The 20354-nt window shown below is 31.1% G+C and carries 17 protein-coding genes, 1 tRNA gene and 1 pseudogene; 9 read left to right on the top strand and 10 right to left on the bottom strand.

Annotation, left to right across the window (positions count from 1 at the left end):
- Positions 1 to 17 precede the first annotated feature (17 nt).
- The 4 genes and pseudogenes from parE to CF386_RS04440 all read right to left on the bottom strand — a co-directional run bounded on the left by parE (position 18) and on the right by CF386_RS04440 (position 3802).
- A pseudogene (gene parE / locus CF386_RS04455) lies at positions 18 to 1900 on the bottom strand (DNA topoisomerase IV subunit B).
- Positions 1901 to 1934: 34 nt separating this feature from the next.
- On the bottom strand, positions 1935 to 2756 hold the full coding sequence (cpdA, locus tag CF386_RS04450; protein ID WP_158522299.1) for a 3',5'-cyclic-AMP phosphodiesterase: 822 nt from the start codon (positions 2754 to 2756) through the stop codon (positions 1935 to 1937).
- Positions 2757 to 2778: 22 nt separating this feature from the next.
- Positions 2779 to 3174, bottom strand: coding sequence for a DUF1249 domain-containing protein (locus CF386_RS04445; RefSeq protein ID WP_089073225.1), 396 nt, complete (start codon positions 3172 to 3174; stop codon positions 2779 to 2781).
- Positions 3164 to 3802 carry an NUDIX domain-containing protein gene (locus CF386_RS04440; protein ID WP_089073224.1) on the bottom strand — a complete coding sequence of 213 codons (639 nt, stop codon included), beginning with the start codon at positions 3800 to 3802 and terminating at the stop codon, positions 3164 to 3166. Before CF386_RS04440 ends, CF386_RS04445 begins: the two co-directional genes overlap by 11 nt.
- Before the next feature lie 413 nt (positions 3803 to 4215).
- On the opposite strand from CF386_RS04440, the gene CF386_RS04435 reads away from it, so the two are divergent.
- The 3 genes from CF386_RS04435 to CF386_RS04425 are packed head-to-tail and all read left to right on the top strand — an operon-like array spanning position 4216 to position 6742.
- Positions 4216 to 4791 (top strand): TolC family protein, encoded by a 576-nt coding sequence (locus tag CF386_RS04435; RefSeq protein ID WP_225971738.1) that lies wholly within the window; start codon positions 4216 to 4218, stop codon positions 4789 to 4791.
- A complete protein-coding gene (locus tag CF386_RS04430) occupies positions 4734 to 5414 on the top strand; it encodes a TolC family protein (protein ID WP_089073222.1) in 681 nt (226 codons plus the stop codon). The genes CF386_RS04435 and CF386_RS04430 overlap by 58 nt, the downstream gene beginning before the upstream one ends.
- A gap of 29 nt (positions 5415 to 5443) precedes the next feature.
- Positions 5444 to 6742: a TolC family outer membrane protein gene (locus CF386_RS04425; RefSeq protein ID WP_089073221.1), complete on the top strand. Its 1299-nt coding sequence runs from the start codon at positions 5444 to 5446 to the stop codon at positions 6740 to 6742.
- Positions 6743 to 6792: 50 nt separating this feature from the next.
- On the opposite strand, the gene hldE is transcribed toward CF386_RS04425, so the two are convergent.
- Positions 6793 to 8223, bottom strand: coding sequence for a bifunctional D-glycero-beta-D-manno-heptose-7-phosphate kinase/D-glycero-beta-D-manno-heptose 1-phosphate adenylyltransferase HldE (gene hldE / locus CF386_RS04420; protein WP_089073220.1), 1431 nt, complete (start codon positions 8221 to 8223; stop codon positions 6793 to 6795).
- Between the two features lie 110 nt (positions 8224 to 8333).
- Between hldE and lpxL the strand changes: the two genes are divergently transcribed.
- A complete protein-coding gene (lpxL, locus tag CF386_RS04415; RefSeq protein WP_089073219.1) occupies positions 8334 to 9269 on the top strand; it encodes an LpxL/LpxP family Kdo(2)-lipid IV(A) lauroyl/palmitoleoyl acyltransferase in 936 nt (311 codons plus the stop codon).
- Here lpxL and CF386_RS13335 read toward each other — a convergent pair.
- Genes CF386_RS13335 through CF386_RS04400 form a run of 3 tightly spaced genes read right to left on the bottom strand, consistent with a single transcriptional unit; the run spans position 9223 to position 13135 of the window.
- Positions 9223 to 9969, bottom strand: a complete 747-nt coding sequence (locus CF386_RS13335; RefSeq protein ID WP_089073218.1) for a [protein-PII] uridylyltransferase family protein — start codon at positions 9967 to 9969, stop codon at positions 9223 to 9225. The two genes, lpxL and CF386_RS13335, sit on opposite strands and share 47 nt — an antisense overlap.
- Positions 9942 to 12098 (bottom strand): bifunctional [glutamate--ammonia ligase]-adenylyl-L-tyrosine phosphorylase/[glutamate--ammonia-ligase] adenylyltransferase, encoded by a 2157-nt coding sequence (gene glnE / locus CF386_RS04405; RefSeq protein WP_158522298.1) that lies wholly within the window; start codon positions 12096 to 12098, stop codon positions 9942 to 9944. The genes CF386_RS13335 and glnE overlap by 28 nt, the downstream gene beginning before the upstream one ends.
- Positions 12099 to 12118: 20 nt before the next feature.
- Positions 12119 to 13135, bottom strand: a complete 1017-nt coding sequence (locus CF386_RS04400) for a CYTH domain-containing protein (RefSeq protein WP_089073216.1) — start codon at positions 13133 to 13135, stop codon at positions 12119 to 12121.
- Positions 13136 to 13213: 78 nt separating this feature from the next.
- Between CF386_RS04400 and cca the strand changes: the two genes are divergently transcribed.
- Complete coding sequence (gene cca, locus CF386_RS04395) at positions 13214 to 14347, top strand: multifunctional CCA tRNA nucleotidyl transferase/2'3'-cyclic phosphodiesterase/2'nucleotidase/phosphatase (RefSeq protein ID WP_158522297.1); 1134 nt, start codon at positions 13214 to 13216, stop codon at positions 14345 to 14347.
- Here cca and folB read toward each other — a convergent pair.
- Positions 14344 to 14724: a dihydroneopterin aldolase gene (folB, locus tag CF386_RS04390; protein WP_089073214.1), complete on the bottom strand. Its 381-nt coding sequence runs from the start codon at positions 14722 to 14724 to the stop codon at positions 14344 to 14346. The genes cca and folB overlap by 4 nt on opposite strands.
- A 19-nt stretch (positions 14725 to 14743) precedes the next feature.
- Entirely contained in the window at positions 14744 to 15766 is a 1023-nt protein-coding gene (tsaD, locus tag CF386_RS04385) for a tRNA (adenosine(37)-N6)-threonylcarbamoyltransferase complex transferase subunit TsaD (RefSeq protein ID WP_089073758.1), read from the bottom strand.
- Positions 15767 to 15943: 177 nt separating this feature from the next.
- Between tsaD and rpsU the strand changes: the two genes are divergently transcribed.
- The 4 genes from rpsU to CF386_RS04365 all read left to right on the top strand — a co-directional run bounded on the left by rpsU (position 15944) and on the right by CF386_RS04365 (position 20203).
- Positions 15944 to 16159 (top strand): 30S ribosomal protein S21, encoded by a 216-nt coding sequence (rpsU, locus tag CF386_RS04380; protein ID WP_089073213.1) that lies wholly within the window; start codon positions 15944 to 15946, stop codon positions 16157 to 16159.
- A gap of 138 nt (positions 16160 to 16297) precedes the next feature.
- Complete coding sequence (dnaG, locus tag CF386_RS04375; RefSeq protein ID WP_089073212.1) at positions 16298 to 18043, top strand: DNA primase; 1746 nt, start codon at positions 16298 to 16300, stop codon at positions 18041 to 18043.
- Positions 18044 to 18132: 89 nt separating this feature from the next.
- On the top strand, positions 18133 to 19983 hold the full coding sequence (gene rpoD, locus CF386_RS04370) for an RNA polymerase sigma factor RpoD (protein ID WP_089073211.1): 1851 nt from the start codon (positions 18133 to 18135) through the stop codon (positions 19981 to 19983).
- 144 nt (positions 19984 to 20127) lie between these two features.
- Positions 20128 to 20203: transfer RNA gene (locus CF386_RS04365), tRNA-Ile, on the top strand.
- Positions 20204 to 20354: the final 151 nt, after the last annotated feature.

Here is a 20354-nt window from a genome sequence, read left to right as displayed (position 1 = left end):
TCTTGTTTACCAACTTTTTAATTACTGGAAAGATTGCCTTTTTCTTCAAGCCACTTTTTTCTATCTTCTGCTCTTTTTTTCCAAGAAGCATATTCATTACTTCTAGTGCATCATCATCTTCATTAACAGATAGCTGAACCAATCTTCTTGTATTTGGATCCATCGTTGTTTCTCGAAGTTGGAGCGGATTCATTTCACCAAGTCCCTTAAACCTCTGAACATTTATTTTTGATTTTCGATGACTTAATCTATCTAAAACTCCTTGTTTTTCCTCATCATCTAGAGCATAAAACACTTCCTTGCCACAATCAATTCGGTATAAAGGGGGCATAGCGACATAAACATGTCCAGCTTCAACTAATCTTTTGAAGTGTTTAAAAAATAGTGCACATAAGAGAGTGGCAATGTGAGAGCCATCAGAGTCGGCATCCGCAAGAATACAAACCTTACCATACCTCAAGCCATCTAAATTAGATGTACCAGGATCAATGCCAAGCGCAACTGAAATATCATGAACTTCCTGTGAACTCAAAACTTGTTCAGAAGAAACTTCCCAAGTATTCAAGATCTTTCCCCTCAAAGGCATAACTGCCTGTATTTCTCGATTTCGTGCTTGCTTTGCAGAGCCACCAGCTGAATCCCCTTCAACTAAAAATAATTCTGTTTTGGAAAAATCTTGAATAGTACAGTCAGTTAATTTCCCAGGCAATGCAGGACCTTGTGTTATTTTCTTTCTAACTACTTTTTTTGCCGCCCTGAGTCTATTACTGGCATTATTAATAAATATTTCTACCAATTGCTCAGATAATTGTGGTCTTTCATTTAACCATAAACTTAAAGTGTCTTTAATAGCTCCTGATATAAATGGAACACACTGTCTGGAGGATAGTCTTTCCTTGGTTTGTCCTGAAAATTGTGGTTCCAATAATTTCACTGATAAAATATATTCACAATTTTCCCATATGTCGTCAGCTGTTAATTTAACACCTCTTGGCAAAAGGTTTCGGTAATCACAAAACTCTTTCACAGCATCAAGTAACCCTTGTCGCAGACCGTTAACATGAGTGCCTCCTAAAGGTGTGGGGATAAGATTCACATAACTTTCCTTTACGTTTGCAGACTCGCCTTTTGACCATGTTAAAGCCCAGCTTACTACTTCCTCATTACCCACAAATTCACCGGAAAATAACTCAATTGGAATGACATCAATATTTGTAACTTGTGCTTTGAGATAATCAACCATTCCATTACTAAAACACCATTCATGTTTTAAACCAGAACCTTTATTTTCATATAAGATTTTTAAGCTTGGACACAAAACAGCTTTAGCCTTTAAATCTCGACATATTTTATTTTCAGAAATCGTTGGTGAGTCGAAATAATTTGTATTAGGCCAAAATCTAACAGCTGTACCGGTTTTTTTCTTAGGACATTTACCTATTTCTTTAAGTTCTGATACTTTATAGCCATTTTCAAATATGATTTCATAAATAATACCTCCCCTTTTTATTCGAACTTCAACTCTCTTGGATAGTGCGTTAACGACAGATATTCCTACACCATGTAAACCGCCAGAAAATTGATAATTTTTTTTTGAGAACTTACCTCCGGCGTGTAACTTAGATAAAATTAACTCTACTCCAGAAATTTTTTCTTCTGGGTGAATGTCTATGGGCATCCCTCTTCCATCATCTATTACTTCTAGAGACATGTCTGAATGCAAGATAACATTAATTTCTTTTGCGTAACCAGCTAATGCTTCATCAATACTATTATCAATAACTTCTTGAGCAAGGTGATTGGGGCGAGATGTGTCTGTATACATCCCAGGTCTTTTTTTTACAGGTTCGAGACCTTTCAATACTTCAATTGATTCACTTGAATAGTTGTTAGAACTCATTTGTCATTTCCTAAAATCTACTATATTTAATTTTTTAGTACCCTTTTGATTCAAAATCAGGTAAAAAATTATTATTACTTATACGGAATACTTCTGACGTTAACTTTCCATCCGGGCTTAATTCTAAAACTCTCCAACCTGGGTTTTTATCATCTAAACAAAACTCATGGCTAAGGGGTTTAAATTGTATACATGTAGATGGTGTAGCTAGTAATTTAATATCATGATGATTTTTTTCATAATTTTGATGAATGTGGCCACAAATTATACCCTTTAATTTTGACGAGTAATTGACTATTGTAGACCAAAATTTATGTTGATTATCAAACTTATGTTCATCTAACCATTTGCAGTCACACTCTAATGGTGGATGATGAAGAGCAATTAATGAAAACAAGCTATTTGATTCAAGATTTTGTTCTAATGAAAACAACTGTCTATCGCTTAAACCACCGTTTACCTCGTTTTTGACTTGACTATCCAATAAAATAATTTGCCAGGAATCATTTATTAAAACCTGTTCATATTGCTCTATTTTTAATTGTTTAATTACATTGTTTAATTGTATACCTTCATCATGATTACCAGGAATAAAAACAAAAGGTAATTTTAAAGAACGAATCTGATGAAAAAAAAACTCATAAGACTCATAGGTATGATCCTGAGAAATATCACCTGTAATTAAGACTAAATCATATTCTGATTGACTTTTGTTTATATTAGAAACGACCTCAAGAAAACTATCATTAGTAGAAATTCCGAGTAACTTTTCTCTACTGCTTTTAAAAAGATGAGTATCAGTAATCTGTAATATTTTTATAATTCTATTTTTACTTCTGAGTTTTAACAAATTCAAAATAAAACTTAATCCTTTTAAGTCAACATGTAAATGAAAGCTTCCCCTTATGAGAGCATAAAATTAAGTACTCTCTTAGAAAAAGATTCAAATTTAATTTTTCAGTGAACTGCTTTTGAGGCGGATAAGTTCTGAAATCCAACTCAACCGAAGCCATTTTAGCATCATGATATAATCGTACTTTTATTGAAGATATCATTATGTTTGTATAGACACTATCGTACCAGTTTGGGAATTGAATCTCAATAACAGCTGTATATTTGGTAAATTCAACGACTTTAAAAGAGACTTTTGCGTGGTCGATAATATACACACATTTCATGTTTAAAGCTGTTAAACTAACTGTCAATTTTTTTAGGCTTATATAATTTTGTTCATAAATCTCAAAAAGATTGTAATCGGTTGGTTTATTCCGCATTTAATATATACCATTCTTTTTTTAATTCTTGATAGTTTAGCTCTAACCACTGTAAAGCTATTATAGCGGCAGCATTTTGTATTATTCCTTCTTCTACCATCTTAAAAGCCTCTTCTCTAGGAACAATGTGTATTTTTATATCTTCATGTTCTGTTTTTAAGCCTGAAAATTTTGTTAAAATATCAGATGATAAAAATTTGGAACAATACAACTGCATGGTTTCACTACTTCCACCAGAAGTAGAAAGATATTTAGTTATCTCTCTAAGTTGGCTCACCTCCAAATTAGATTCCTCCAGTGATTCTCTCTTAATAGCATCCTCAGGAATTTCATTATCATCAATCATGCCCGCAATAATTTCTAGTTGCCAAGGTGGTAAATTTGCAACATGTGCCCCTAACCTAAATTGTTCAATCAAAAGAACGCTATCTTGTTCTGGGTCATAAGGTAATAACCCTACAGCATGACCTCGTTCAAGTATTACACGATTTAACTTATCAGAAAATCCTCCTTCAAATAAAGCATGTTGTACTTCATATAAGTTAAGAGTAAAAAAATGTTCTATTAATTTTGTTTTTTTTACAATTTTTATAACATCTTTTTTTTGATTTAAATTAGTATAATTCATTTTTAATCTCGCTATTTATCAATAGGATTTCAAATTTAATATTTCATAGACAAACTACATATATATTTATAGAATATAAATTAGCTATTTCAGATTAAGCTTCTATTAAGTTGAAATAGCTCATAATATTGAATTCTTATATTCTTCATTTTTAAGATATCAATTAAAATATTGAGAATAACAATATTAACTATAAGATAATAATTTAAATCAAAAGTTAAATTAATAAAAAGAATTTTTAATTCAGGGAACAAATCCATGAAAAACAAAACTCCCTTTTTTTTAGGGTTTGCCTTATTGTTTGCAGGAACTCAAATTTCAGCGAAAGATCTTTTATCAACATATGAACTTGCAAAAAAAATGATCCTACTCTACTAAAATCTCAAGCTGAAAAACAGGAGTTCGAGTCAAAAATAGGTGTAAGTAAAGGTTTACTTTTACCTCAATTAGATTTTGATGCTACATATAATCATATTAGTTGTAGTGATGACAGTTCTGCTTCTGATGTATTATGTTCGCCTCCTGATAGACAATCTGTAAGTAATGCAGAGTTAGAGCTAACCCAGGCATTGTATCAACCGTCAACATGGAGAGACTGGAAGTTAGCTCAATTAAAATATCAAGCTAAAAATGCGACTTATTTGGTCAGAAAGCAAAATTTAATTATTAGAGTAACTAGAGCCTATTTCAAAGTATTAAATAATACATATATTTTAGAACAAAGGCTTGCCGAAATAGACGCTTTCAAATCATCCTTTGATTTAGCAGAGCAACAATTTAAAGTTGGTTTAGTCCCAATTACAAACGTTAGTCAAAGTAAAGCTAAATACCTTGATGCTCTTGGTAAAAAAGCTCAAGCTGAAAGTGAGCTACAAAAGTCATTAGAGGAGCTTGGTATCTTAACTGGCTATAGAGATCGTCAGCTGTCTCCATTAAATTTAAAAAAATTCAAAACTTACCCAATTCCAAAAAACTTGATTTTTACATAAGTGATGCAAAGAAGTATAATTTATCAATCTTAGCAGATCGTATTAAGGTTCAGGAGGCTAAAAAAGAAATTTCAGTCAAATCTGCTGGCGCCTTACCCTCTGTAAATTTAACTGCAAATTATTCTTTAAACCATAATAAATCGAATAATGATGCTCAACCGTACACTGATATTAACAACCAATACTCATATAATGGAAGGGAAAATAGTATTCAAATTGAAACTAATGTTCCAATTTATCAAGGAGGGCAGATAAGTTCAGCTGTTGAAGCATCTAAGTTTAATTATGTTAAATTTAGTCAAGACTTTATTAAAACTTATAGGCAAGTCATCACAGAAACAAAACAGAACTACAATAACATAAATGATGCAATCTACAACGTTCAAGCTTATGCCGATACCTACAAAGCAAATGAATCTGTTTACAAAGAAAAATTAGCGAAATATAAAGTTGGAACTGAGACCATGAATAATGTGCTTCAAAGTATTTCTGATCTTTATGACTCTAAAAGAATTCTGCAAGAAAAACGGCTTGATTATTTATTAGAATCATTAAAGCTGAAAAAAAGTCAAGGAACTCTAAGTGATCGTGATTTAATTCAAGTAAGTAAGTTATTTGAATAAAAGTCAATACGACCAAAATAGGAATTATAATGAATATTACAAAGAAATTAATAATAACTTTAGCAATTACAAGCTCTATCAAACTAGCCTTTGCTTCAAGTTTAATAGAAATATACAAAGATGCACAACTAAAGGATCCCACCTTACTGGGTGCGAAAGCCGAACGAGATCAAAACCAAGCATTAACAGGAGCTAGCTTTGGCACACTTCTGCCTCAAGTTGGTTTGACAGCAGATGCGCTGGCTAAATCTAAAACCGGTACGCCACATACTGATACCTTAAGTGCCACGATTGGGGTAACTCAAAGTGTTTATGATCCAGTTAATTGGCGAACTTGGAAACAATCTGAGTTTACTGCAAATGCCTCCAATGCAGCTTACGAGAGCGCAAAACAGCAACTAATAGTTGATTTAATTACAAAGTATACACAAGTTTTATTAAATGAAGATATTCTTAAATTCAGCAAAGCACAAGAGGAGGCATCAGCACAAGCCCTAAAAGTTGCTCAGCAAAAATTCAACGTTGGGTTATCTCCAATAACAGATGTTTATGAAGCTAAAGCAACTAACTCTCAAGATAAAGCTAATGTTGTTTCAGCTCAAAATGATGTTTCAAATAGTTTAGCTGATTTAGGAACTTTAACAGGTAAAGAGTACTTTGCTATCAATAAACTCAATAACAAAACTTTCAATGCAAAACCTTTAACCTTGAATAAATCCCATTATCTTAATTCTGCAAAAAAATATAATTTAAATCTGCTAACCCAAAAATATACACTCGATGCTTCCAAAAAAGGGATTTCAATTGCTTGGGCTAATTTTTTACCAACATTGAGCGTTAATGGAAGTTACGAACCTGCTAAGAACTATCCATCTGGCAGTGATAGCGGTACTACAAGAACATCCCAGTATGGTGCTGAAATAAACATGAATTTATTTAGTGGTGGAAGTGATATTTCAAATGTTCACGCAAGTAAGTTCTCTGCTGAGAAGACAAGACAAGATTATATTCTTCAATATAGAACACTAATGTCAGATACGTCTACATCTTATACAAATATTCTTGCTGATATAGAGACAATTAAAGCACAAACTGCTGCTGTTGTATCAGCACAGTCGGCATATGAGGCTTCTTTGGCTGAATATAAGGTTGGAACAGGAACCATTACAGATGTTCTTGACAATGTGCAAACATTAGCAGATAGTCAAAAAGAGTTATCTAAAGCTAAATATGATTATATAAATGATAATACTGCATTAAAACAAAATGCGGGGACTCTGAGTGACAATGACGTAAATAGATTAAATAATTTATTTAATATTAGATAAATTATCTTAGGGGTAGTCTCTTTTTTTAACAAAGACTACCTTTATAATGGTTAATTTGTTTCATTATTTATAATGTTGATTATATTTGTGGTTGAAAGTCCATCTTTAAAAGATAGAATTCGCACTTCTCCACCATTTTCAATTACATCTTCGGCTCCTGCAATTTCATTTATTTTATAATCACCCCCTTTAACCAACAAATCAGGTAAGATTTGAGCGATTAATCTTTGAGGTGTATCTTCATCAAACTGGACAACATAATCAACAGAACCAAGTCCACCTAAAACTTGCATTCGTCTATCACAAGTATTTATAGGTCTGCCTGCTCCTTTAAGCCTTCTAACTGAGTTGTCAGAATTAACTGCAACAATTAGTTTATCTCCTAATTGTCCAGCTTCATTTAAATAAGAAACGTGGCCAGCATGCAATAAATCAAAACATCCATTTGTCAAGACAATTGAAGTATTATTTTGCTTGTGGACTGTGACTATATCTACTAATTCTTCTAGAGTTAAAATCTTTTTATTTTTAAATTCTTCAGATTGAGCTTTTTCTGCTAGTTCAATATTATTGACTGTAGAAGTACCAATTTTGGAAACTACAATACCTGCTGCAAGATTCGCCAATAAACTTGATTCATAAAAAGAGCTTCCCACAGCTATTGAGGCAGATAAAACAGAAATAACAGTATCTCCCGCACCTGTAACGTCGTAAACCTCTTTAGCATTTGAAGGAATATGATATTCTGTACCATTTTTGAGCACTAAAGTCATGCCATTTGCACCTCTTGTGACTAATAATGCTTCAAGACTTAGTTTTTGAATTAATTCCAAAGATTTTTGAATGAGTACTTGGTCATCATTCACAGGCCCTACAATTTGTTCAAATTCATGAATGTTAGGGGTTAATATTGATGCATATGTATATTTGCTAAAATCATTTCCTTTTGGGTCAACAATAACTGGAATATTAAGTTTTCTAGCTTCATTTATAATATTTTCACAATCATCTAAAGTGCTTTTTGCATAGTCTGATAAGATCAATACATCAAAATCAGAAATTATATTACTTATCAATTGAGGCACTTTTTTAATACATTTATATGAAAATTTTTCTTCAAAGTCTATTCTAATTAGTTGTTGATTTTGTGACAATATTCTTAGCTTCTTTATCGTAGGATTAGTATCATCAACTATAAAGTTTGAATTTATTCCAACTGAAGATAATTCATTTTTTAAAATGTCAGCATCTTTATCAAGTCCAGTAATACCCACTAAAGTAACATCTACACCTAATGCAGCAAGATTCATAGCAACATTTGCTGCAGCACCTGGTTTATCCTCAATACTCTTTTGTTTTACTACCGGAACCGGGGCTTCTGGTGATATTCTATTAACAGAACCAAACCAATAACTATCAAGCATTAAGTCACCAACGACCAAAATTTTGGCTTTTCTGAAGTTAGGAAAAGACAATTTCATTTTTACATATCCCTAAATTAATTTGTTTCACTTTAACATATAATAGTTTTCTCTTATACTAGAACAATATTATTATTTTGATAAATATAAAAGTGGATTAATAATTATAAATGTCAAAGACTAAAGAACCAAAGTTCACAGTTAAAATGCTACATCCAAAATATTACATTACATGGATAGGTGTCCTTTTAATGTTCATCATCAGTCTACTTCCATATGCATTGCTTCAACTAATTGGTAAATTTTTAGGATGGTTAATTTTCAAAATTATTCCTAAAAGAAAAGCAATTATAAAAAGAAATCTGGAGCTTTCATTCCCTAAAATGAAAACAAATGATATTGAAAAGCTTGTTAATAAAAATCAGTTTTATTCAGGGATGTATGTTATAGAAATGATTATGGCATGGTTTTGGTCAGATAAGAGAATTAAAAAAATTGTCGACATTGAGGGTATAGAAGTATTAAATAAATTAAAAAAAAGCGATAAAGGTATTCTTTTAGTTGCTATTCACTCCACAAATCTTGAGTTGGGAGCTAGAATCTATGGCATCAACTGCCCAGGTGTTGGTGTCTACAGACCAAACAAAAATATTGTATTTGATTATATTCAGTTCAAAGGGAGAAAGCGTTCAAATAAGTATATGCTTGATAGAAAAGATGTAAAAGGCATGTTGAGGGCTCTAAAAAGCGGTGATTCTGTTTGGTATGCTAATGACCATGATTATGGAAGACATCGTTCCATATTCTTACCTTTTTTAGGTGTAAAAAAAGCTGCTACAATGACTGGAGGTAATGTACTAATCAATGCTACGAAATGCTCTTTACTTCCTTTCACGTTATCTCATAACTCGAATACAAGTCGATATACTTTTAAGTATCGTTCAGTAGATTCAGATTTCCCATACAAAAATGTCGAACAAGGTTGTTTATTTATCAATAACATTATTGAGGAGTCAATATTAGAGGCACCTGAACAATATTTATGGATGCATAAAAGATTTAAAACTCGTCCACTGGGAGAAGACTCTCTTTACCAAGATATTTAGACCAAGTTTCCTTCAAAAACTTTCGATATATTTTTGCCTCATTTTTTAACATGCTTGGAACTTCGTTTCTAAGCGACATATGATGAATCTTTGTTCTAAATGTGCAATATATGTTAATTAGATTGTTTTGCTCATCTGAACTTATAAAATTATACTGTCCTAATTGTTCTAATATCCTTATATTATCAGTATATTTAAATAAGTTTTTCTCCTCTCTTCCAAATAAAAGCACCATATATTGGACAAAAAACTCAATATCAATTAAGCCATAAGCTCCATTTTTTATGTCAAATATGTTTTTTGTACTTAAATCTTTTTGAGAAATAACTTTTTTTCTCATCTCAACTATTTCTTTTTTTAAAAAATCTTTTGGATGTGTTTTGGTGCACAAAACTTTTACTCTTAATGAATCAAAAGAATGTGTTTGTGCAGATGAATAAACACTTCTAGCACGAATAAGTGCTTGATGCTCCCATAACCAAGCATCATTTATTTGATAATTCAAGAATACTGAGTCGCTACAAACTAATAATCCGGACTTTCCTGAAGGTCTCAATCTAATATCTACATCATATAATTGACCCATTGAGGTTTTGATAGATAATATATGAATAATTCTTTGAATTAATTTTGAATAAAACTGATAACTTGAAATCTTTTTTGTTCCATTTGTCATAGATGTTTTTGGAAAATTTGACAAAAAACAAGATCTAAATCTGAATTGTAACTTAATTCATAACCACCTAATTTCCCAAAGCCAATTATTGTAAAATCTTTAAATGAAGACCCTTCAAGATATGAGGGAATACCATATTGATTAGTGATTTGATGCCATGCTAACTCAGTTACTTTATGTATAATTGATTCTGCTAAAGCAGTTAAGTGATCACTTACTTTCATTAAGGGTATTTTATTTCTCAAATCAGAAACTACAATTTTAAATATTTGAGATTGTTTAAACTGTCTAAGCAATTCCATTTGTTGTTCGAAATCATCTTGATGAAAGCTTAATGACAAATTTTCCAATTCACCTTTGTAGTCTTCTAAGTTTAATAAGGTTAGCTTTCCATCTGTTGTTAGAATTTCGTCTAAAAGAATTGGATATTTAGTAATTTGCTGAGTAACAAAAGTGCTTTTTGAAACAAGATTTATTAATTCTTCTAAAACAAAGTTGTATTTATTCAACAACTCTAAATAAGTTGTTCTGGTTACAATATTAAAGAGAATATCAAACATCCTCTTCAAAACATCACTTTTATTACTTATTTGCAAGTTTAAAATGATTTGTAGACTCTTCGGTATAAGTAAATCAAGGTTTATTTTACCAAACTTACCAATATTTTTTTTTCTGAGGCTTTTTTTAAAGTTTGAAATAATAGATGTGATTTGATTTGGTTCATTTTGATTTAGATCTAAGAGCAATTTATTGAGCACATCTTTTTTGTCCGAAAGGAGCCAGATGTTTTGAAAAACGTTATTAGAATCATTAGTATCTTCTTCATTTCCAAAAATATGTTGGAATATTTTATGAATGTTATGTGTATGGAATGCCAATGTTTCTAAAAAGTTTTCCCAAAAATCAAATTTAAAAAGTTTTTGTATAATGCGTTGTTCTTTTTCATTATTTGGAAGATGGTGTACCTGTTTATTATCTAATATTTGTAAATAATTTTCTAATTGCCTCAAGAACCAATAACTTTTTTTTAAGTTCTGAGTTTCCTTATCAGATAATAATTTTAATTTATTTATCGCTATAAGAGCCTCATTGAAGTTTCTGGATCTCAATCCTTCTTCTCTTCCTCCTCTCACAAGTTGGAAAGACTGGACGATAAACTCTGCCTCTCTAATACCCCCACAACCTAATTTGATATTCAATATATTATTATTAACGTGTTTAGATTCGATGTTGATTTTTTTTTTCATCAATTTTAAAGAGTCAATGATACTAAAATCAATATACTTTCTAAAAACAAACGGTAACAACTTTAACCTTAATTTTTGACTAAAACTATCATTTTCCCCCAAAATTTTTGCTTTAACTAAAGCGTAGCGTTCCCATTCCCTTCCTTGGGATTGATAATACTCTTCTAATGCACTAAAAGAATAAACTAATGCCCCACTATCACCGTATGGTCTAAGCCTCATATCCACCCTGTAACAATAGCCATCTGACGTTGATTGATTTAAACAAGAAATTAATTTCTGCCCTACTCGTGTAAAAAATTCAGAATGAGAAATTGATTTCTTCCCACCAACAGTAATTCCTTCGAAAGGAAAACAAAATATCAAATCAATATCTGAAGAGAAATTTAGTTCGTCACCACCTAACTTTCCCATTGCAAGAATTTTCATGTGTAATTCTTGATTTAACTTATCGAGTGGAGTACCAAGACTTTTTTTTAAAGTGCTGTAACACCATGCATACGCTACTAAAACAAGTTGTTCAGCAAGTTTACTTTGTCTCTTAACAATTTGTTGGATAGTTTCAAGATCGTTGAGATCTAATACGGCAATTGTGAGTGTCTCAAGTTTGTGGAAATATCTTAATTCCTGAAAATATCTTTTTTCATCATTAATACTATTGTTAATGTGATTTTTTATATTTAATTTTTTATAATTATTCAAATGATCACGATTTTTGAGTTTTAAGAATAAGTCTCTTATTAAACTTGGTTTTTGTTTTAAACTATCATGTATAAATTTACTCTTATTTGCTGAATAATAAATATAATTAACAACTGATTCATGCGTTTTTTTATTTTGACAGAACTCACTGTTTAGATATTTTTTTATGTAGTCTTTTGATAAACTACAACAAGTATTAGACAAATCATTACTCCAATTTAAAATTAATCTTTGATTACATTTACTTCTAACATTGCTAAACAAAATAACAAATAATCTGATGTATGAAACAAATCTCTAAATTGAATTAAATCAAATTCATTCAGTTTTTCTTCATTATCAAAATTAAACATTGTTTTTTCATATAATTTATTCAAGTTATCAATTAAAGATAAGAAGTTTTTCATGCAAGGCTTTTCTTCGAAGAGATCATCTAGATCAATTGACTCTAATATTTTTTTTAAGCCTTGGCTTGTTTTTATAAAAGCGTCTAAAGATTTTTTATTTCCAAAATCTAAGAAAGTTTGCTCATGCCTTTTCATCTCAATAAAGTAATTTTTAAATACACGATATTTACTATCGTAGTCAATAATTGGTAATTTGTTAGGATCATCATCATTATTTTTTTTAATAATGTGTTTAGATAATTGGTAGCCAATACTAGCCTTACTTGAAAAATCAATTCTCAAACCATCGAGCAAAGCTAATTTGCTTGCTAAAAAAAACAAATCTTCCATATCACCATCAATTAACTCAATTTCTACTTCAGATATTGGGCATTGGTTCTTATCAGTTTTAACCATACCACTATCAAAAGCAACTTCAATTTTTGATTTATTATTTAATAAAATCAGCCAATACTCTCTTTTGAAGTTTGTTGTAAATATCGGATGACAAGTTACACCACTTATTCCATTAAGTATATTTTTTCTAACACCACTAGGAAACAAATTTAAATCTAGCTTTAGATTATCAATCTTACAATTAAACTCTTTTCTTTCGATTAATTCTCTATCACTTGGTAAAATAAATTTTAATGTTTGTATATATTCGTCATTTACTTTTCTAATCCTAAGTCCAGCTTTTTGTCTTCCAAGTAAGAATTCGTCTGTATCAAAGTAGGTGTTTTGAATATTTTCAATTGAGTCAGATAAAATAGGAAATTCATTTAAGAAAGATAAAAATTTTTTTTTATTAAACTTATGCGCTCTAAATTTTAATTCAATTTCAGTATTATCCATAACAACATCTCAAGTAATTTTTATTTATGTTATCTAAATTTATGTATAATGGGAATATATTATTTCTTTGAGATTATTATGAAAATTTATTTAGTAGGTGGCGCAGTTAGAGATCAACTGTTAGGTCTCATTCCTAAAGATAATGATTATGTAGTTGTCGGTTCAAGTCCTAATGAAATGTTAAAAAAAGGGTTTAAAAAAGTTGGGAAGTTTTTTCCAGTCTTCATTAACCCTCAAACAGGAAATGAGTATGCCTTAGCTAGAAAAGAAATTAAAAAAGGTAAAGGTCATCAAGGTTTCAGAGTTATCTTTTCGAAGGATATCTCTCTTGAAGAAGATCTACTGAGAAGAGACCTAACTATAAATGCTATAGCTGAAGATGAATTAGGAACTAAAATTGATCCTTTTGGAGGGTTAAGCGATCTTAAAAATAGGCAACTTCGTCATATTTCAAATGCCTTCATTGAAGACCCATTAAGAGTGTTAAGAGTTGCAAGATTTAAGGCTCAGCTTCATAAATTTAAATTTGAAATTGCTCCGGAAACCATGAGTCTTATGCAGAGGATTTCTATTAGCGGGGAGCTAGAAACTATTTCCCAAGAAAGAATTTGGAATGAGTGGCATAAATCACTCCTTTCTGGTGTTCCAGAAGTTTTTATAAACACCCTTAGGCATTCATCAGCATTATCAGTCATATGCCCAGAAATTAATCAACTGTATAGTATCAAAATTAATAATACTAATCTTGGTTCTCAAACAGAACGTTTAATAAAAAAGGTTAGAAATATTTCTGGAACGTATCAAACTATATTTATTGCCACGATATTTTATTTACTCCATTCAAATTATGAAGAACAACTGAACTCCTTTATTAATCGAATAAAAATACCTAAAGAACTCAAAAAATTGATTTTAACCTTCCAAAAGTGTCATTTTTATTTCAAGTGCAGCTTGAAAGAGACGCCTGAATTTTCTTTATCATTTTTAGAAAAACTAAATGTTTTTCGCCAACCTAATAACTTGGACATATTCTTTAAAATTTATAATATTGAAAATAAGGATCAGTGTGAAGAAACCCAAATATATTACCAAAATGTATTCAAAATTCTTTCGGAGTTTAAATTAGATATTCCAAGCCATATCCATCCAAACCAAATAAAAAATTATGTTAGGGAGAAAAAAATAATAGAAATACAAAGTAAATTACACTAATTTTTATTTATTTTACTTCGTGCAATTTGAACGCCCACATTCATCGCAGCGCTAATTGCATCTGGCTTAGATACGGTAATTTTCACTGTTTTAGATTTTGTATGAGTCAGAATCCAGTTTGCACATACTTCTGCAACAGTTTCAATTAACTGGTACTTAGTATTCTGAAATAGCTTTACAATAGAAGTTGAAATAAACTCATAATCAACAGCATCTTCAATGTTATCAGTTTTAGCCGGCACAGTATTATCATGTGAGGCTTCTATATCTATAAGAAGTTTTTGCTTGGTTTCTTGCTCCCAATCATAGATACCAATTATCGTATGAACTTCTAGTGATTTAATAAAAACAATATCATTTTCATCGAAAGACTGCATATTATTTATTCTCCTTCTTTTAACTGAACTGACTTAATTTATCTAAGGGATACCTTGGATAAACTCTGACTGACAAATCATTTTCATTATAAATTTTTCGTTTAAACCTTTCAAAACCAACGTAGGCTATCATAGCACCATTATCCGTACAGTATTCATGTCTCGGATAAAATACTTCCCCATTAATTTCACTCATCATCTTCTGAGCAGCAGTTCTTAAATATTTGTTCGCACTAACACCACCGGCAATTACAAGTCTGCTATGACCAGTTAACTTCAAAGCCCTTTTACTTTTAATCATTAGTGTGTCAACAACCGCTCTTTGAAATGCATTCGCAATATTTGCTAAAGCAAGTTGATCTTTAGAGCTTTTATTTACAATATTTGCAGTATGTGTTTTTAATCCTGAAAAGCTAAAGTCTAAACCTGACTTATTTGTCATAGGTCTTGGATAAGAATCATCTTCTATGAGACTAAGTTCTGCTAATTTTGAAATTTGAGGTCCTCCAGGGTAACCTAGCCCCATAATTTTAGCTGTTTTATCAAAAGCCTCACCAGCAGCATCATCAACAGACTCTCCCAGAATATTATATGTACCAAAATCAAGAACTTCCACTAACATAGTATGTCCACCAGAAACGAGCAGGCAAACAAATGGATATGATGGTTTATTATCTTCTAGCATAGGCGCCAACAAGTGACCTTCCATATGATGTATAGGTATAGCAGGAATCCCCCAAGAAAAAGCTAATCCTGATGCTACAGTAGCACCAACCATTAAAGCACCTACTAAACCTGGTCCTGCGGTGTAAGCTATGGCATCTATGTCAGTTTTTTTTAATTGACTTTTTGTCAGAGCATCTTCGATCAAGGGTATGATTTTAGATAAATGATCTCTTGATGCCAACTCAGGAACAACACCTCCATATTTCGAGTGCAAATCAATTTGGGAATATAACTCATTAGATAGGATACCTAAGTCACTATCATAAATAGCTATACCAGTTTCATCACAAGATGTCTCAATACCTAATATGCGCATAATCATTTAAAACCTTAAAAATTTTTATTCATTGTACTGTTTTAAAAACAAATTAACTAGTAATTTTGATTTTTCTCTTTACAATTTGTACAAAAAATATTAAAATTCCGCACCATTTAGTAATAAATTTATTATGATTAAATTCATAAATTGTAAACTCTGAGGTGAGTATTAATTATGCCAGTAATAAAAGTACGTGAGAACGAACCATTTGACGTTGCTTTACGCAGATTTAAAAGATCATGCGAAAAAGCAGGAATTTTATCTGAAGTGAGAAAAAGAGAGCACTTTGAAAAGCCTACAACTGTAAGAAAAAGAGCTAAAGCTTCTGCAGTTAAGCGTCACTTAAAAAAACTTGCTAGAGAAAATTCAAAAAGAGTTCGTCTATACTAATATCTGTATAAACAACAATATTTTTATAAGTTGAGAGTTTTCATTCTCAACTTATAAAATAATTTTAAACTTATAATTTATAGTAGTTTCATTCATCAATTTTAATCATATCTTTTATCTTTGGTAATAGGAGATAGAATGAAAGGAAGAATTCCACGCTCATTTATTGATAACTTAATCAATCAAACAAACGTAATTGATATTGTTAATGAACGCATCCAGTTAAAAAAACAAGGCCAAAATTTCACAGCTTGCTGTCCATTCCATAATGAAAAAACCCCATCATTTATAGTAAATGATCGAAGACAGACTTATCATTGCTTTGGTTGCGGAGCACACGGCAATTCCATAGATTTTGTTATGGAGTTTGATAATATATCTTTTATTGAAGCAATAGAGACTCTTGCCCAAAGGCTTAACCTAGAGATCCCCAGAGAAAACCTGAACTCTCAAGAGCTTTTATCATTAAAGACCTCATCTGATGCATATCAAATAATGTTTCAAATTACCGAACACTTCAATACTAAACTTAAAGATTACAAAAACCGTGATGCAATGGATTATCTTATTAAAAGAGGGTTAACAACTGAGATAATTGATCGTTTCGAATTAGGGTTCTCTGAAAATGCCTGGGGTACAATATCAAACCATCAATATTTTAAAAATCATTTGGTTTCTCTGGAAAACTTAGGTATATCAATTAAAAGCCAAAAACATCATACTTATTACGATAGGTTCAGAAACCGGATAATGTTTCCAATTAGAAATACATCAGGAAAAGTTGTTGGTTTTGGTGGTAGAGTTTTAGATAATGAAAAACCTAAATATCTTAATTCACCAGAAACAATTTTGTTTCATAAACAAAAAGAATTATATGGTTTATATGAATTACTAAAAGTCAACAGAAATCCAAAATCAATCTTAATTGTTGAAGGATACATGGATGTTATTTCTCTTCATCAAGCTGGTTTCCAAAATACAGTCGCATGTCTTGGCACTGCAACTTCGGATCATCATCTTCGTACTTTGTTTAGATACACAAATGAAGTTATTTGTTGTTATGATGGTGATGCTGCAGGACAAAATGCAGCATGGAAAACCTTAACAAATGCTTTGAAATTTTTAGAAGATGGTAAGGAAATAAAATTTATATCCTTAAATAAAGATGAAGACCCTGATTCATTTATAAAAAATAATGGCAAAGAAGCATTTACAGACAAAATAATAAATGCTGAAAGTTTAGCCAGTTTTACTTTTGAGTACTACCAAAAAAATGATCAATATTTAAATAAATCAACTTTAACAAAGAATATTTTAGAGTTTATTGAACTTATACCCGGAAATGCAAACAAATTAATACTTACTAAAGAGCTATCCAAAAATCTATTCATTAATGAAGAACAATTAATAAAATTAAATTCCCAACAAAAAGTTAAAAAAATTAAAAAATATAAACACATAAAAAAAACCCCTCTAAGAGTTACTATAAGTCTATTATTACAAAACCCTCAGTTTATTCTCAACGAAGTAGTCCCGTCATCTTTACAAGAGGTCGCAGAATTAAAAATACCCGGTCTACCAATTTTAATAGAGCTACTTGAAATTTGTGTCACGAACCCATATATAAAGACAGGACAATTAATCGAAAATTGGCGAGATAGAGACGAATATTCATACTTAAAATTACTATCTACATGGGAAATACCTATGCAAGATGAATCGAGTGATAATTATTTTGATTACTTCCTAGATTCACTGGATAGTGTTTATGCGCTATGTATTGACAAACAAATAGAAAATTTACAAATCAAGTCTAATAAAGTTGGATTAACTGATTTGGAAAAGAAAGAGCTAACGCGATTAATATTATCAAGCAAAGACTAGTTGGATATAATTTAGTTATTTTGCTATAATGAAATGTTTATAATTAAAACTTTATAATTTTACTCTAAAACTACATTGGATGCTCCCTTATGACTCAAAATCCTCAATCACAATTAAAGCTGCTTGTAGCCAAAGGAAAAGAACAAGGTTATTTAACCTATGCTGAAGTGAATGATCACTTGCCGGAAGACATAGTAGATTCTGATCAAGTTGAAGACATTATTCAAATGATAAATGATATGGGTATCAAAGTAGTTGAATCTGCACCAGATGCCGATGATTTAATGATGACAGAAGATACAGCAGATGAAGATGCTGCTGAAGCTGCTGCCCAAGCCCTATCATCTGTTGAAGGCGAAATTGGAAGAACAACTGATCCTGTGCGAATGTATATGAGAGAAATGGGGACAGTAGAACTTTTGACTAGAGAGGGTGAAATAGATATAGCAAAACGTATTGAGGAAGGAATCAATCAAGTTCAATCCTCAGTAGCTGAGTACCCTGAATCTATTTTGCACATATTAGAGCAATATGATAAATATGAAAATGAAGAACTTAGACTTTCAGATATTATTAATGGCTTCGTAGATCCCGATGCTGAAGATGAACTATCACCAACTGCTACTCACATTGGTTCTGAGTTAACAGAAGTAGATTTAATGGACGAAGATCAGGACCTTGAAGAAGATGAAGACTCCGAAAGTTCAGAAGATTCGGAAGAAGATGTTTCAATCGACCCTGAACTAGCTAAAAGCAAATTTTCTGAATTAAGAGCTGCATACACTGAATTAGATAACAATATAAAATCACATGGAAGAGATAATCCTATAACAGCAGAATCTATCGAAAAACTATCGGAAGTATTTAAGCTATTTAGACTTATTCCTAAACAATTCGACAAAGTCGTGAACGAACTTAGAAATACAATGGATAAAGTTAGAACTAGTGAAAGACTTATTATGCGTATTTGTGTTGATCAAAGTAAGATGCCTAAAAAAAGCTTTATTAATTATTTTACAAAAAATGAAGCTAGTGAGTTATGGGTTGATGAAGCCTTAAAAAGTAATGAAGATTTCTCAAAAAGACTTTCTTCATATGAAGAAGACTTGAGAAGAAATATTAACAAACTTAAACAAATTGAACAGGAAACAGGTCTATCTATTCATAAAATCAAAGACATAAGCCGAAGAATGTCAATTGGTGAGGCTAAAGCTAAAAGAGCAAAAAAAGAAATGGTTGAAGCCAATCTTAGATTAGTTATTTCTATAGCAAAAAAATATACAAATCGAGGATTACAGTTTTTAGATTTAATACAAGAAGGTAATATCGGTTTGATGAAAGCTGTCGATAAGTTTGAATACCGTAGGGGTTATAAATTCTCAACGTATGCTACTTGGTGGATTCGACAGGCTATCACTCGTTCAATTGCCGATCAAGCAAGGACAATAAGAATACCTGTTCATATGATTGAAACTATTAATAAATTAAACAGAGTTTCAAGACAAATGCTTCAGGAAATGGGGAGAGAACCACTACCTGAAGAGCTAGCAGAAAAAATGCAAATGCCAGAAGATAAAATCAGAAAAGTTCTTAAAATTGCTAAGGAACCTATTTCAATGGAAACTCCTATTGGTGATGATGAAGATTCACATTTAGGTGATTTTATCGAAGATAGTACCTTAGAGCTCCCAATGGATGCTGCCACAGCCACAAACTTGAAAGGTGCTACAAATGAAATTTTAGCAGGTCTGACACCTAGGGAAGCAAAAGTTTTAAGAATGAGATTTGGCATCAATATGAACACTGATCATACTCTTGAAGAAGTAGGTAAACAGTTCGATGTAACCAGAGAAAGAATTAGACAAATTGAAGCTAAAGCTTTACGTAAGCTTCGACACCCTACTAGATCGGATGTATTGAGAAGTTTCCTTGACGAATAAACACCATCTATTTTTCGTAAAAAATGACTCTTTGAGTCGTTTTTTACAGATATAGTTCTAATTGATTCAATTTTAATCATTTTTTTGAATTTATTAATAGACAAGATTTTATATATACCATATAATCCTCAACACAAACAAGAAGGCCCCTTAGCTCAGTGGTCAGAGCAGTCGACTCATAATCGATTGGTCCCCTGTTCAAGTCAGGGAGGGGCCACCACTTCTACATTTGAATACCATTTCCTTTTTAATTAATTCCTACATTAGTTTTTTAAAAAAATGAAATTTCCTTATCTATAAAATTTTAATAAATTTAAAATAGTTTCGTGATTAGATTATAGATATCTGGTAAAATAATTGTGTTAAACAAA

Origin of the sequence: Paraphotobacterium marinum, from assembly GCF_002216855.1 — a bacterium.
In the GTDB taxonomy this organism is placed as follows: Bacteria; Pseudomonadota; Gammaproteobacteria; order Enterobacterales; family Vibrionaceae; genus Paraphotobacterium; species Paraphotobacterium marinum.
This window is presented reverse-complemented; position numbering and strand designations above follow the sequence as displayed.

Excerpts from the sequence above, each read along its gene's own strand:
- CF386_RS04445 (WP_089073225.1), bottom strand. The coding sequence starts at position 3,174 with ATGCGGAATAAACCAACCGATTACAATCTTTTTGAGATTTATGAACAA.
- CF386_RS04440 (WP_089073224.1), bottom strand. The coding sequence starts at position 3,802 with ATGAATTATACTAATTTAAATCAAAAAAAAGATGTTATAAAAATTGTA.
- CF386_RS04425 (WP_089073221.1), top strand. The coding sequence starts at position 5,444 with ATGAATATTACAAAGAAATTAATAATAACTTTAGCAATTACAAGCTCT.
- hldE (WP_089073220.1), bottom strand. The coding sequence starts at position 8,223 with ATGAAATTGTCTTTTCCTAACTTCAGAAAAGCCAAAATTTTGGTCGTT.
- lpxL (WP_089073219.1), top strand. The coding sequence starts at position 8,334 with ATGTCAAAGACTAAAGAACCAAAGTTCACAGTTAAAATGCTACATCCA.
- CF386_RS04400 (WP_089073216.1), bottom strand. The coding sequence starts at position 13,135 with ATGGATAATACTGAAATTGAATTAAAATTTAGAGCGCATAAGTTTAAT.
- cca (WP_158522297.1), top strand. The coding sequence starts at position 13,214 with ATGAAAATTTATTTAGTAGGTGGCGCAGTTAGAGATCAACTGTTAGGT.
- folB (WP_089073214.1), bottom strand. The coding sequence starts at position 14,724 with ATGCAGTCTTTCGATGAAAATGATATTGTTTTTATTAAATCACTAGAA.
- tsaD (WP_089073758.1), bottom strand. The coding sequence starts at position 15,766 with ATGCGCATATTAGGTATTGAGACATCTTGTGATGAAACTGGTATAGCT.
- rpsU (WP_089073213.1), top strand. The coding sequence starts at position 15,944 with ATGCCAGTAATAAAAGTACGTGAGAACGAACCATTTGACGTTGCTTTA.
- dnaG (WP_089073212.1), top strand. The coding sequence starts at position 16,298 with ATGAAAGGAAGAATTCCACGCTCATTTATTGATAACTTAATCAATCAA.
- rpoD (WP_089073211.1), top strand. The coding sequence starts at position 18,133 with ATGACTCAAAATCCTCAATCACAATTAAAGCTGCTTGTAGCCAAAGGA.